This is a genomic window from Pseudomonas sp. A-RE-19, assembly GCF_019956555.1.
GTDB lineage: Bacteria > Pseudomonadota > Gammaproteobacteria > Pseudomonadales > Pseudomonadaceae > Aquipseudomonas.
In genome coordinates this window covers 52,329-66,383 of sequence record NZ_JAHBDQ010000015.1, presented here as the reverse complement: position 1 = coordinate 66,383, position 14,055 = coordinate 52,329, and the positions used below count along the sequence as shown (strand labels likewise).

7 protein-coding genes are annotated in these 14,055 nt (G+C 61.8%); 1 reads left to right on the top strand and 6 read right to left on the bottom strand.

Annotated features, from left to right (window positions below; genetic code table 11):
• Positions 1-120: 120 nt before the first annotated feature.
• Positions 121-1,530, top strand: a complete 1,410-nt coding sequence (mapR, locus tag KGB14_RS11900; protein ID WP_223486784.1) for a GntR family transcriptional regulator MpaR — start codon at positions 121-123, stop codon at positions 1,528-1,530.
• Between the two features lie 125 nt (positions 1,531-1,655).
• Here mapR and KGB14_RS11895 read toward each other — a convergent pair whose 3' ends face one another.
• From KGB14_RS11895 to KGB14_RS11870, 6 genes are all read right to left on the bottom strand, one after another.
• Positions 1,656-2,402: an SDR family oxidoreductase gene (locus KGB14_RS11895; protein ID WP_223486782.1), complete on the bottom strand. Its 747-nt coding sequence runs from the start codon at positions 2,400-2,402 to the stop codon at positions 1,656-1,658.
• 114 nt (positions 2,403-2,516) lie between these two features.
• Positions 2,517-4,598, bottom strand: coding sequence for a putative bifunctional diguanylate cyclase/phosphodiesterase (locus KGB14_RS11890; protein WP_223486780.1), 2,082 nt, complete (start codon positions 4,596-4,598; stop codon positions 2,517-2,519).
• Between the two features lie 334 nt (positions 4,599-4,932).
• Positions 4,933-6,414: an efflux transporter outer membrane subunit gene (locus tag KGB14_RS11885; RefSeq protein ID WP_223486778.1), complete on the bottom strand. Its 1,482-nt coding sequence runs from the start codon at positions 6,412-6,414 to the stop codon at positions 4,933-4,935.
• The gene (locus KGB14_RS11880) at positions 6,411-9,518 is read right to left on the bottom strand and encodes an efflux RND transporter permease subunit (protein WP_223486776.1); all 3,108 of its coding nucleotides are present in this window, start codon (positions 9,516-9,518) and stop codon (positions 6,411-6,413) included. Before KGB14_RS11880 ends, KGB14_RS11885 begins: the two co-directional genes overlap by 4 nt.
• Positions 9,515-12,619, bottom strand: a complete 3,105-nt coding sequence (locus KGB14_RS11875; RefSeq protein ID WP_223486774.1) for an MdtB/MuxB family multidrug efflux RND transporter permease subunit — start codon at positions 12,617-12,619, stop codon at positions 9,515-9,517. The genes KGB14_RS11880 and KGB14_RS11875 overlap by 4 nt, the downstream gene beginning before the upstream one ends.
• The gene (locus KGB14_RS11870) at positions 12,616-13,932 is read right to left on the bottom strand and encodes an MdtA/MuxA family multidrug efflux RND transporter periplasmic adaptor subunit (RefSeq protein ID WP_223486772.1); all 1,317 of its coding nucleotides are present in this window, start codon (positions 13,930-13,932) and stop codon (positions 12,616-12,618) included. The genes KGB14_RS11875 and KGB14_RS11870 overlap by 4 nt, the downstream gene beginning before the upstream one ends.
• Between the last annotated feature and the right edge of the window lie 123 nt (positions 13,933-14,055).

Below are 14,055 nucleotides of genomic sequence, written 5' to 3'. Positions count from 1 at the left end.
AGCGCTTCGCGCTCATTCGCGGGCAAGCCACGCTCCTACAGTACGGTGGTGTGTAGGAGCGAGGCTTGCCCGCGAAGAAGCCACCCCGATTTTCCAGAATGCCCCCAACTCGAGCACTCGATGAAACGCTACGAAAAATTCGCCGAAGACATCGCTGAACTGATCCGCTCCGGCGTCCTCGGCCCCGGCCATCGGGTGCCGTCGGTGCGCTATGCCAGCCAGACTTACGGCGTGAGCCCGTCCACCGTGTTCCAGGCCTATTACCTGCTCGAACGTCGCGGTCTGATCCGCGCCCGGCCGCGCTCCGGCTACTTCGTCAACACGCACGCACCGAGCCCGTTCTCGGAGCCGGTGATCAGCAGCCAGGTCAACGAGTCCACCGAAGTCGATGTCAGCGAACTGGTGTTCTCGGTGCTGGATTCGATCAAAGACCCGACCACCGTGCCCTTCGGTTCGGCGTTCCCCAGCCCGACCCTGTTCCCGCTGCAACGGTTGTCCCGCTCACTGGCCAGTGCCGCCCGGGAGATGGACCCACGCATGGTCGTCACCGATATGTCACCGGGTAACCCGCAGCTGCGTCGGCAAATTGCCCTGCGCTACATGGTCGGCGGGCTGATGTTGCCCATGGAAGAATTGCTGATCACCAACGGCGCCCTCGAAGCCCTGAACCTGTGTTTGCAAGCGGTCACCGAGCCTGGCGATCTGGTGGCCATCGAAGCCCCGGCGTTCTACGCCAGCCTGCAAGTGCTGGAACGGCTGAAGCTCAAAGCGGTGGAAATTCCCGTCCACCCGCGAGACGGCATCGACCTCGGCGTACTCGCCCAAACCCTGGAACGGCATCCGATCAAGGCCTGTTGGTGCATGACCAGTTTCCAGAACCCCATGGGCGCGACCATGCCCGAGGCGAAGAAACAGGAACTGGTGGAGCTGTTGCGCAGCCACCAAGTGCCGCTGATCGAAGACGATGTCTACGCCGAGCTCTATTACGGGCAACAGGCGCCAAAACCGGCCAAGGCTTTCGACACCGAAGGACTGGTGATGCATTGCGGCTCGTTCGCCAAGAGCCTGGCCCCGGGCTACCGCATTGGCTGGGTTGCTGCCGGGCGTTATGCGCAGAAAATCGAACGCTTGAAGCTGATGACCTCACTCTGCGCCTCGATGCCCGCCCAGGCGGCGATTGCCGATTACCTGCAACACGGCGGCTACGACCGGCACCTGCGCAAACTGCGTTACGCCCTGGAAGAACAGCAAAGCGCCATGCTCGCCGCCATCGCCCGCTACTTTCCGGCGCAGACCCGCGTCAGCCAACCGGCCGGCGGTTACTTCCTGTGGCTGGAGCTACCACCGCAGATGGATTCGTTGAAGTTGTTTCAGATGGCGTTGGCGCAAGGGATCAGCATCGCGCCGGGGCCAATTTTTTCACCGACTCAGCGGTTCAGGAATTGTATTCGGCTGAATTATGGCAGCCCGTGGACTGAAGATTCGGAGAAGGCGATGGAGACGTTGGGGCGGATTGTCAGATCCTTTTAACAGCAAAAGATCGCAGCCTTCGGCAGCTCCTACATTGGAATCGTGTACACCCATGAATCATCGGGAGTACACAAATTCTGTAGGAGCTGCCGAAGGCTGCGATCTTTTGATCTTGCTTCTGATCTTTACCGCCCGCCGCCCAAATCAACAAAGGTCCCCGTCGCATAAGAAGCCTTGTCCGACAATAACCAGACAATCGCCTCCGCCACTTCATCCGGCCGCCCACCCCGAGCCATGGGAATCGCCGATTCCAGCTTGCTGACCCGGTCCGGATCGCCGCTCAATGCATGGAAATCGGTGTAGATGTAACCCGGTCGCACGGCGTTGACGCGAATACCCTCGCCCGCCACTTCCTTGGACAAACCGATGGTGAAGGTGTCCAGCGCACCTTTGGATGCGGCGTAGTCGACATATTCGCCGGGGGCGCCCAAGCGGGCAGCGACCGACGACACGTTGACGATACTGCCGCCCTGCCCGCCATGCTTGGGCGACATGCGCAAGATCGCATGTTTGGCGCAGAGGATCGGCGCCAGGACGTTGGTCTTGAGGATTTTCAGAATACGAAATTCAGACATTTCGTCGATCCGCGACTTTTGCCCGACAGTGCCGGCGTTGTTCACCAGCGCCGTGACCCGGCCCAACTCGGTGTCCACGCGATGGAACAGGCCGATCACTTCGTCTTCGATGCTGACGTCGGCGCGCACTGCAATGGCCTGAGCGCCGAGTGCGCGGACTTGCTCGAGCACACTGTGCGCCGCCCGTTCGTCGGACTGGTAGTTGATGCAGATCCGATAACCCTGCTCTGCGGCCAACAGAGCCGTGGCGGCACCGATTCCGCGGCTACCGCCGGTGATGACGATGACTTTGTCCATGCTGGCGTTCCCCCGTTTCAAGCGTAAGCAGTCGGGGCCAAGAATAACCGCCATTGCGCGGTTTTGCATGAACCTGCGTCAATTCCAATGACACAAACCTGTGGCGAGGGTCTATCAGCCCGCCGCCAGTCGCTCCCCACGATGAATGTCGACCATGAAGCGATCGGCCGGCAGTGGGTGCCCCAGCAGGTAACCCTGCAACGAGTCGCAACCGAGCTGGGTCAGGAAGTCTTGCTGGACATCGGTTTCCACCCCTTCGGCCACGATCCGCAAACCCAAGGCCTGGCCGAGGGCGACGATCGCCGAGACGATGGCCGCGTCATCGCTGTCGTGCTCCAGATCGCGGACGAACCCCCTGTCGATCTTCAATTCATTGGCCGGCAAACGCTTGAGGTACATCAAACTCGAGTAGCCGGTGCCGAAGTCATCGATGGAGAGGTCAACGCCCATTTCCGACAGTTCCTGCAGCACCGTCATGCTCGCATCAGCGTCGCTCATGGCAGTGGTTTCGGTGATCTCCAGGGTCAGGCTGTTGGCCGGCAAATGATGAGTGGCCAGGGCCTTGGCGACGCTTTGAACCAATCCCGCGTGGCAGAACTGCAAGGCCGAGAGGTTCACCGCGATGCGCCAGTTGGTGTAGCCGAGCACATACCACTCGCGCATCTGACGGCAGGCTTCGTTAAGCACCCACTCGCCAATCGGAATGATCAGCCCGGTCTTCTCCGCCAAGTCGATGAACGTGTCCGGCAGCAGCAGGCCCTGGGTCGGGTGCGCCCAGCGCAACAATGCCTCGGCCCCCACCGGTCGGCCATGGCTGGCGTCGAATTTGGGTTGGTAATAAAGACTGAACTGCTGTTGATCGAGGGCGGTGCGCAAGTCTTGCAGTAATTGCAGTTGTTTGCGCGCGTTGCTGTTCATCGACACGTCGAAGAAGCTGTAGCCGTTTTTCCCGGCGCCTTTGGCGTGGTACATCGCGGCATCAGCATTCATCAACAACTCTTCGGCGGTCTGCCCGTTGCCCGGATAGAGCGCGATGCCGACGCTGGCGGAGATCTGCAAGTCATGTTCCGCGACCCGGAACGAGCGCGCGATCAGCCCCACCTGACGCGCCGCCAGGTTCAGCGCGTCGTTCTGTTCGGTGAGCCGCACCAGCAGCACAAATTCATCGCCACCGATCCGCGCCAGGGTGTCCTGGCTGCGTAAATCCTCGCGCAGGCGAAGCGCGACTTCACGCAGCAACTGATCGCCCATGTGGTGACCGAAGGCATCGTTGACCGGTTTGAAGCCGTCCAGATCAATGAACATCAACGCGAAACAGCCACCCTGCTCCTGCACCTTCGACATCGCCTGATCGATACGGTCGGCCAGCAACACTCGGTTCGGCAAACCGGTCAGGGTGTCGTGCAACGCCAGTTGGGTGAGTTCGCGATTGGCCTCGGTCAGCGAGTGAGCCAGGTCCGCGGTGCGAGCCTCCAGGCGTGCATCGAGGATCGAGGTCAGCAAGGCAATGCTCAACACCGCCAGGGTGGTGATCAGCACCAGGTTGTCCAGGCCATCGCCACTCAGGCCGCTGCTGGCCGCACCGCAGAAACTGCCGTCGGCAAAGCGCGCCGCGGCCATGCCTGTGTAGTGCATGCCGACGATGGCGATGCCCATGATCACCGCCGCACCGCCGCGAATCAGGCGAACATATGGCGTGTGCTGGCGCAGGCGGAAAGAAATCCATAACGCCGCGCCCGAAGCGCCGACGGCGATCAGCAGCGACGCACCAAACAGGGTCGGGTCGTAATCAATGCCCGGTTGCATGCGCATGGCGGCCATGCCGGTGTAGTGCATGGCACTGATGCCAGCACCCATGACCAGCGCGCCAAACGCCAATTGCCAGACCGGCAGTTTCGGTTGGCTGACCAGCCACAACGCAAAACCGCAGGACAGAACCGCAATCAATAGGGACAGCGCCGTAAGACTCGCGTCGTAGCCCAGATTGATCGGCAATTTGAACGCGAGCATGCCGATGAAATGCATCGACCACACGCCAATCCCCATCGCAAAAGCGCCGCCCGCCGTCCATAAATGCACCGCCCGGCCCTTGGCCGTGGCAATGCGTCCGGTGAGGTCGAGCGCGGTATAAGAGGCCAGTATCGCCACACACAGCGATATGAAAACCAGCGTAAGGGAATAACTACCGATGAGCATGGGACTTCTCGCGACCGTCCCCGCCGTACTGTTTTCGTTCTCGGGGGACAAAGCCGGCGATTGTACTGATTCCGCGGACGAACGCACTCACAAAGTAATCAAAAGGCCATCAAGATGATGAAACATTTGAGTGATCGCTGCCCTGTGGCGAGGGGGCTTGCCCTGATGCCGGTAAGTCAAGGCGCATAACCTGTGGGAGCGTGGCTTGCCCGCGAAGAATTCACTGCGGTTTTTCAGGTATTACGCGTCATCGTTCTTCGCGGGCAAGCCACGCTCCCACAGGATTTTCGTCGCCTGGGCTTACCGGCATTAGCTCCCCTCATCAAAGGTTGCGTTATTGCTTGTCGCTCACCTGAAGCTGCCCGTCCCACCCGCCGCCCAGCGCGGCAATCAATTGCACGCTGGCGATCAAGCGGCTCTGCAACAAGCTCAGCACGTTGCGTTCATTGCTCAACGCCGTGGCCTGAACCACTACCACCCCCAGATAGGCAATCACTCCGGCCTTGTACTGATTCTGGGTCAAACGCAGGGATTCGCGCGCGGCATCCAGTGCTTCCTGGCGCACCTTGGCTTCGTCTTCCAGCACCTTGAGCTGCACCAAATAGTTTTCCACTTCACGCAAGCCATCGAGCACGGTCTGGCGGTACTTGGCGACGGTCTCATCATAGGCCGCTTCACTGCGATCGACTTCCGCCGAGCGCTGCCCGCCGTCGAACAGGGTCATGGCCAGTTGCGGCCCCATCGACCAGAAGCGGTTCGGCACGCTGATCCAGTTGGCATAGGTGCTGCTGCTATAGCCGCCGTTCATGCTCAGGGTCAGGTCCGGGTAGTAGGCAGCCTTGGCCACGCCGATGTTGGCGTTGGCGGCCATCACCGAGCGTTCGGCGGAGGCGATGTCCGGGCGGCGTTCCAGCAACTGCGAAGGCAGGCTCAGCGGAATCTGCGGCAATGCCGGGATGTCTTGGGTTTCAGCCAGGCTGAACTCGGCCGGTGGCAGACCAATCAGCACGGCGATGGCGTTCTCGAACTGCGCGCGCTGCCAGATCAGGTCGACCATTTCCGCCTGGGTGGTTTTGAGCTGAGTGGTGGCCTGGGCCACCGCGTCCTTGCCGGAGACTCCGGCGCGGTACTGGTTTTCGGTCATGGTCAGTGAGCGTTGATAGGCCTCGACCGTCGCTTCCAGCAGGCGCTTCTGTTCGTCGATCACCCGCAGTTGCAGATAGTTCTGCACCAGTTCCGATTGCTGGCTCAGGCGCATCGCCGCCAGGTCGGCAAAGCTCGCCTGTGCGTTGGCGGTGTCGGCTTCCAGACCCCGGCGCAATTTGCCCCAGATGTCCGCTTCCCAGCTGACCCCGGCCTGCGCCGTGTAGGTATCGCGAATACCGCTGGAGGAACTGCTCAGGCTCGAACTGCTGCTACCGGTGCCCTGGCTGGAGCGGTTCTTCCCGACGGTCAGGTCCACCGTCGGGAAAAACGCTCCCCGGGCACTGCGCACCAAGGCTTGAGCCTGACGGTACTGGGCTTCGGACTGGGCGACGGTCTGGTTGGCGCTGTTGAGTTTTTCGATCAGGCCATTGAGCTGCCGGTCGCCATACAGTTCCCACCAGGCACCGCGCGCCAGAGCGTCGCTGGGGTTGGCCTGGCGCCAGCCGGCTGCCTCTTTGTACTGCACCGGCGCGGCGGTTGGCGGGCGCTGGTAATCCGGGCCGATGGCGCAGGCACTGAGCATCGCCACGCACAGCGACAGGCTCAGCAAACGCGAGCCTCGGGCCGTGATCAGCGGTGCAGTCAGGTGGATAAGCGAACGGTCAGTCATAGCGGAGTTTCCAGAGCAGCATCGGTACGCACCCCACGCCAGTGGTTGAAGCGATGGCGCAGTTTGTCGAGATAGAGGTAAACCACCGGGGTGGTGTAAAGAGTCAGCACCTGGCTGAAGACCAGCCCGCCGATGATGGTCAGGCCCAGCGGCTGGCGCATTTCCGCCCCTTCGGCCCGGCTCAGCAACAACGGCAAGGCGCCGAGGATTGCCGCCAGGGTAGTCATCAGAATCGGTCGCAGCCGTTGCAGACAGGCGCTACGGATCGACTCCAGTGGCTCCAGGCCCTGGTTTCGTTCCAGTTGCAGCGCCAGATCGATCATCAGAATGGCGTTTTTCTTCACCACACCGATCAGCAGGAACAGCCCGAGCAAGGAGATCAGGCTGAATTCACCGCCCAGCACATAGATCGACAGCAACGCCCCTACGCCGGCCGATGGCAAGGTCGAGAGAATGGTCAGCGGGTGGATGTAGCTTTCATACAGCACGCCCAGCACCAGATACACCGCCACCAGCGCGCCGAGAATCATCCACGGCTGGCTTTTTTGAGTGGCGGCAAACGCATCAGCGGTACCGGCCATTTTCGCGATCACGTCTTCCGGCAGGCCGACTTTGGCAATCGCCCGCTCGATGGCGGCGGAGCCCTGCTCCACCGTCACGCCCTCGGCCATGTCGAAAGCGATGCTTTCCGAAGCGAACTGGCCTTCGTGGCTGACCCGGTCGCCTTCCAGGCTGTTTTCATAGTGAGCGATGGTCGACAGCGGAATCCGCGCGCCGTCGGCGGTGATCACCTGCACCTGCTTGAGCGTGCTTGGATCCTGAGCGTATTTCGGGTTGACCTCCATCACCACCTGATACTGGTTGAGGCTGTCGTAGATCGTTGAAATCTGTCGCTGGCTGTAAGCGTTGTTCAGCACCGCCGTGACCATGTTCATGTCCACGCCCAGTCGCTTGGCCTGATCGCGATCGACGATCAGGGTCACTTGCCGGGCGCCACGGCCTTCGCGTGCGTCAATTGCCGTCAGTTCCGGCAATGCCTTGAGAGCGGCAACGACTTTCGGATACCACTCGCGTAACGCACCGAGATCGCCGCTTTGCAGGATGTAGGAATACTGCGAGGTGGTCTGCTCGCGACCGCCGCCAAATTGCAGGTCTTGATCCGCCATCAGCATCAGCTGCGCACCGGGCACTTTGGGCATTTCCTTGCGCAGGCGTTCGATGACTTTCTGCGCGGACAGGTTGCGTTCCTTGATGGGCTTGAGCCGCACCAGCATGAAGGCGTTGTTGGTGCCGTTGTTGCCGCCGATGAACCCGGCGACGCTTTGCACCGCCTCGTCCTTCAATACCGCACGGCGGAAGATTTCCATCTTCGGCTGCATCACGCTGAACGACAGCCCGTCGTCGCCGCGCACGAAACCGATCAACTGGCCGGTGTCTTGCTGCGGCATGAAGGTTTTCGGCACCACCACGTACAGCGCGACGTTGACGCCGATGGTCACGATCAGGCTGAGCAAGGTCAGCCGACGGTGGCGCAGCACCCAGTCGAGGCTGGTGGCGTATTTGCCGACCATCCACTCGTTGGTCCGCTGGCTCCAGCGTTGCAGGCGGTTTTCCTGCCCCGGCGTATGCGGCTTGAGCCAACGGGCACAGAGCATCGGCGTCAACGTCAGCGACACCAGCAACGACACCACGATGGCGGCCGCCAGGGTGATGGAAAACTCGCGGAACAGGCTTTCGATGATCCCGCCCATGAACAGGATCGACAGGAACACCGCCACCAGCGAGACGTTCATCGACAGCAGCGTGAAGCCGACTTCCTGCGCCCCGAGGTACGCGGCCTTCATCGGCGGCACGCCCTTGTCGATGTGCCGGGAAATGTTCTCCAGCACCACGATGGCGTCGTCCACCACCAGCCCGGTGGCCAGGATCAGCGCCATCAGCGACAGGTTGTTCAGGGAAAAACCGTACACATACATCACCGCAAACGTGCCCACCAGCGACACCGGCACCGCCAGGGTCGGAATCAGCGAGGCGCGGAAGTTACCGAGGAACAGGAACACCACCAGAATCACCAGCGCCACGGCAATCAGCAGGGTCATTTCCGCTTCGTGCAGGGTGGCCTTGATCACTGGCGAACGGTCCATGGCCAGGTTGAGCTTGACGCTGGCTGGCAGCACAGCCTGCAATGCCGGGAGCTGAGCCTTGATCTCGTTGACCGTCTCGATGATGTTGGCGCCGGCCTGCCGGTTGATCACCAGCAACACCGCTGCGTCGTTATTGAAAAAGCCGCTGTTGTAGCGGTCCTCGACGCCATCGCTGACCTTGGCCACATCCTTCAGACGCAGGGCTGCGCCGTCCGTGTAGTGAATGATCAGCGACTCGTAATCCTTGGCTTTTTCCAGTTGATCGTTGGCCTGAACCTGCCACAGCCGCTGGTCATCTTCGACCGACCCCTTGGGCCGGCGCACGTTGGCGTTGGCGATGATGTTGCGCACATCGTCCAGGGCCACGCCGTACTGGTTCAGCGCCTGAGGCTCGAGCTCGATGCGCACCGCCGGCAACGAACTGCCGCCGATCTGCACTTCACCCACGCCCTGCACCTGCGACAGGCTCTGGGACAGAATGGTCGAGGCCAAATCATAGAGCTGGCCTTTTTCCAGCACATCCGAGGTCAGTGACAGCACCATGATCGGCGCCTGGGACGGGTTGACCTTCTTGTAGGTCGGCATGCTGCGCATCCCGCTGGGCAGCAAGTTGCGCGAGGCGTTGATCGCCGCCTGCACTTCTCGCGCCGCGCCGTTGATGTCGCGGTCCAGATCGAACTGCAGAATCACTCGCGTCGAACCCTGGCTGGAACGGCTGCTCATGGTGTTGACCCCGGCGATGGCACCGAAGGAACGCTCAAGCGGCGTGGCCACGGTCGAGGCCATGACCTCCGGGCTCGCACCGGGCAGGCTCGCCTGAACCACGATCACCGGGAAATCCATCTGCGGCAGCGGCGATACCGGCAACAGGCCGAAGCTCACGCCGCCCAGCAGCATGATCGCCAGGCTCAGCAACATCGTCGCGACCGGGCGTTTGATGAAGGGTCTGGACAGGTTCATGGCTGTTCTACCGGTTCCACGGATTTGGACTTACCGCTCCAGCGCCGTCCGAGGCGATCGAAGTACAAGTAGATGACGGGCGTGGTGAACAGCGTCAGCACCTGACTCACCAGCAAGCCACCGACCATTACCAGACCCAGAGGCTGGCGCAATTCCGCCCCGGAACCGGTGGCCAGCATCAACGGCACCGCGCCGAACAACGCGGCCAGGGTGGTCATCAGAATCGGCCGGAAGCGCAGCAGCGCTGCCTGATAGATCGCGGTTTGCGGGTCCATGCCCTGGTTACGTTCAGCCTCGAGGGCGAAGTCGATCATCATGATCGCGTTCTTTTTCACGATACCGATCAGCAGGATGATGCCGATGATCGCGATCATGCCCAGGTCATTGCCGCTCAACAGCAACGCCAGCAAGGCGCCGACCGCCGCCGAGGGCAAGGTCGAGAGAATGGTGATCGGGTGAATGTAGCTCTCGTAGAGCACGCCGAGCACGATGTACATGGTCACCACCGCCGCCAGAATCAACAGCAAGGTGCTCGACAGTGACGCCTGGAACGCTTCGGCCGCGCCCTGGAACTGGGTTTGCACGCCGATCGGCATGCCGATGTCTTTCTGCACCTGATCGATGATCTGCACCGCATGCCCCAGTGCCACGCCGGGCGCGAGGTTGAACGACATCATCACCGCCGGGAACTGGCCGATGTGGGTGATCGCCAGTTGCGCCTGACGCTCCTCGACATGCGCCAGGCTGGACAGGCGCACCTGACCGCCATCGGTGGTCTTGACGTGAATCTGGTTCAGCGCTTCCGGGCCGATCTTCTCGCCGGCCTGCGATTGCAACACCACGCGGTATTGGCTGGCCTGAGTGTAAATGGTGGAAATCTGCCGCTGACCGAAGGCGTCGTACAGCGCGTCGGTGATGTTTGACACCGATACGCCGACCCGCGACGCCGCATCGCGGTCGATCACCAGATACACCTGCAAACCCTTGTCCTGCAAGTCGCTGGCGACATCGGTCAGCTCCGGCCGTTGGGCCAGGGCTTCCACCAGACGCCCGCTCCACAGGCTGAGCAACTCGGAATCCGGCGAGGACATGCTGAACTGGTACTGCGTACGGCTGACCCGATCCTCGATGGTCAGGTCCTGCACCGGCTGCATGAACAGACGAATGCCCACCAATTTGTCGAGTTCCGGTTGCAGACGCGCGATCACTTCGGTGGCGCTCAGGTCGCGATGGCTGTGGGATTTGAGGTTGATCAGCAGGCGGCCGCTGTTCAGTGTCGAGTTGTCGCCGTCGACCCCGATGTAGGACGACAGGCTCTCGACCGCCGGATCGGCGAGGATCACCTTGGCCAGTTCCTGCTGGCGCTCGCTCATCGCCGCGAAGGAAATCGACTGTGGCGCCTCGGAAATCCCCTGGATCACCCCGGTGTCCTGCACCGGAAAGAAGCCCTTGGGCACCACCATGTACAGGAACACGGTCAGCGCCAATGTGCCGATGGCCACCATCAGGGTCAGCGGTTGGTGCTTGAGAACCCACTTTAACTTGCGCCCGTAAGCCGCGATCATCCAATCAATTGTTGCCCCACTGGAACGGTAGAACCGCCCTTGCTCTGCTTCCTTGGGTTCACGCTTGAGCAGACGCGCGCACATCATCGGCGTCAGGGTCAGGGAGACGACAAGGGAAATCAGGATCGCCACCGCCAGGGTGATCGCGAACTCGCGGAACAGGCGCCCCACCACGTCCGCCATGAACAGCAGCGGAATCAATACGGCGATCAGCGACAGCGTCAGGGAAATCAGGGTGAAACCAATCTGCTTGGCGCCCTTGAGCGCCGCTTGCAACGGGCTGTCACCCTCTTCGATGAAGCGGGAAATGTTCTCCAGCATGACGATCGCATCGTCCACCACAAAACCGGTGGCGATGGTCAGCGCCATCAGGGTCAGGTTGTTGACCGAGAACCCTGCGAGGTACATCACGCCGAAGGTGCCGATCAACGACAGCGGCACGGCCACCGACGGAATGATCGTGGCGCTGGCTCGCCGCAGGAACAGGAACGTGACCATCACCACCAGGGCGATGGCGATCAGCAGTTCGTGTTGCACGTCGGTGACCGAGGCGCGGATGGTCTGGGTGCGGTCGGTGAGCACCGTGACATCGAGCCCGGCCGGCAGGTTGTCGGTGATGCTCGGCAGCAAGGCCTTGATCCGGTCGACCACTTCGATGACGTTGGCGCCGGGTTGGCGCTGGATGTTCAGCAGCACGGCCTGGTTTTCATTGGCCCACGCCGCCAGGCGTTCGTTCTCGGCGCCGTCGACGATCTCTGCCACGTCCTTGAGCCGCAACGGCGCGCCGTTTTTGTAAGCGAGGATCAGGTTGGCGTAGTCCTTGGGGGAAGTCAGCTGGTCGTTGGCGTCGAGCATCGACACCCGGGTCGGGCCGTCGAAGTTGCCCTTGGGCTGATTGACGTTGGAGGCGCCGATCAAGGTGCGCACGTCAGACAGGTTCAGGCCGTTGGCCGCCAGGGCCTCGGGGTTGACCTTGATGCGCACCGCCTGACGCTGGCCGCCGGCAATGCTGACCATGCCAACGCCGCTGATCTGGGCGATTTTCTGCGCCATGCGGGTGTCGACCAAATCATTGAGTTTGGGCAACAGCATGGTTTTGGAGGTAATGGCCAGGGTCAGCACCGGGGTGTCCGCCGGGTTGACCTTGTTGTACACCGGCGGTGCCGGCAGGTCCTTGGGCAGCAAATTGGTCGCGGCGTTGATCGCGGCTTGCACCTGCTGCTCGGCGACATCCATGTTGATGTCGAGGCTGAACCGCAGGGTCAGCACCGAGGCGCCGCCGGAACTGGTGGACGCCATCTGGGTCAGGCTGGGCATCTGCCCGAACTGACGCTCCAGCGGCGCGGTCACGGCGCTGGTCATGACATCCGGGCTGGCGCCGGGATAAAGCGTCATGACGCGAATGGTCGGGTAGTCGACCTGGGGCAACGCCGACACCGGCAGCAGCCGATAGGCGATCACGCCGGCCAGAATAATGGCCAGCATGCTCAGGGTCGTGGCGACCGGGCGAAGGATGAACAGCCGCGAAATGTTCATGCGCCGCCCTTTTTCGCCTTGTCGGTGGCCGCCGGCTCAGTCGGGGTCGCCGCCGACTTGCCTTGCAGGTGTTCGGTCGGGGTGGTCGGTACATCCTTGCTGTCGTTGACGACTTCCACTTCGCTGCCTTCTTTCAGGCGGTCAGTGCCTTCCAGGACCACCCGATCACCGACGGCCAGGCCTTCGGTGATCACGGTGTTTTCACCGTCACTGGCGCCGACTTTCAACTGACGGATCGTGACCTTCTTGTCGCCGTCCAGGGCATAGGCGAACGTGCCATTGGTGCCGAACTGGATCGCTGCCGAAGGCGCAAGCACCACGTCTTTGAGGGTATCGGCCAGCAGGTGGACGTTGACGAACTGATTCGGGAACAGCGCTTGATCACGGTTCTCGTAGCGGGCCTTGAATTTCAGGGTGCCGGTGGTGACATCGATCTGGTTGTCCAGGCTCTGCAACACGCCAGTGGCCTGCAATTTGGTGTCGCCACGATCCCAGGCTTCGGCGGGCAGTTTGGCGCCGGTACGATAACGGGCCAGCACGGTTTCCAGGCTGTTTTCCGGCAAGGTGAACGCCACGCTGATCGGTTGGGTCTGGGTGATGATGACCAGCGCGGTGGTGTCGTTGGCCGCGACAAGGTTGCCAACGTCCAGCTGGCGCAGGCCCACGCGCCCGGCGATCGGCGCGCGGATTTTGGTGAATTCCAGATTGAGCTTGGCGTCGTTGACCGCCGCCTGATTGGTCTTGACCGTGCCCTGATACTGGTCGACCAGCGCTTCGGCGGTGTCCAGGGTTTGCTTGGCGATACTGTCTTCGCGGTACAGGCCGCGATAGCGCTCGACATCGACCTGGGCGTTTTTCAGCAGTGCCTGATTCTGCAGCAAGGTGCCTTCGGCCTGGAGCAAGGCGTTCTGGTAAGGACGCGGGTCGATCTCGGCCAGCAGGTCGCCCGCCTTGACCATTTGCCCTTCTTCGAAATAAACCTTGACCAGTTCGCCACCGACGCGGCTGCGCACATTGATGGTGTTCAGCGCCGTGACCGTGCCCAGCGCCTTGTAATACAGCGGGAAATCGCCTTTGACCGCAGGCGCCACGCGCACCGGAACCGGCCCGGTCGCCCCGCCGAACCCCGGACGCATCCCCCCCGACCGCCCGGTGTGCCCGGCCACGGCTTTCGGCCCTGCGCCCTCCTTCGGGCCGCTGCCTGCAGGCCAGAATTTCCAGCACAGGCCAGCGATGGCCAACAGGACCAGCAGGCCGAACAGCCAGCGACGAGGATTGCGGGAAGCGGAGGATTGCATGGAATGATCAACCATTGGGCGCGTGAGCTTCTTTCTACGGGAGGCTGAACGATAAGCACTGGCGGGTATTAAGCAAAGCGCCTTTACCGGCAATTTACCTTTGGCTTACGTAACAGGAGATTTATCTAAGACACTGAA

Coding starts and splice junctions, on each gene's coding strand:
- mapR (WP_223486784.1), top strand. CDS start 121: ATGAAACGCTACGAAAAATTCGCCGAAGACATCGCTGAACTGATCCGC.
- KGB14_RS11895 (WP_223486782.1), bottom strand. CDS start 2,402: ATGGACAAAGTCATCGTCATCACCGGCGGTAGCCGCGGAATCGGTGCC.
- KGB14_RS11890 (WP_223486780.1), bottom strand. CDS start 4,598: ATGCTCATCGGTAGTTATTCCCTTACGCTGGTTTTCATATCGCTGTGT.
- KGB14_RS11885 (WP_223486778.1), bottom strand. CDS start 6,414: ATGACTGACCGTTCGCTTATCCACCTGACTGCACCGCTGATCACGGCC.
- KGB14_RS11880 (WP_223486776.1), bottom strand. CDS start 9,518: ATGAACCTGTCCAGACCCTTCATCAAACGCCCGGTCGCGACGATGTTG.
- KGB14_RS11875 (WP_223486774.1), bottom strand. CDS start 12,619: ATGAACATTTCGCGGCTGTTCATCCTTCGCCCGGTCGCCACGACCCTG.
- KGB14_RS11870 (WP_223486772.1), bottom strand. CDS start 13,932: ATGGTTGATCATTCCATGCAATCCTCCGCTTCCCGCAATCCTCGTCGC.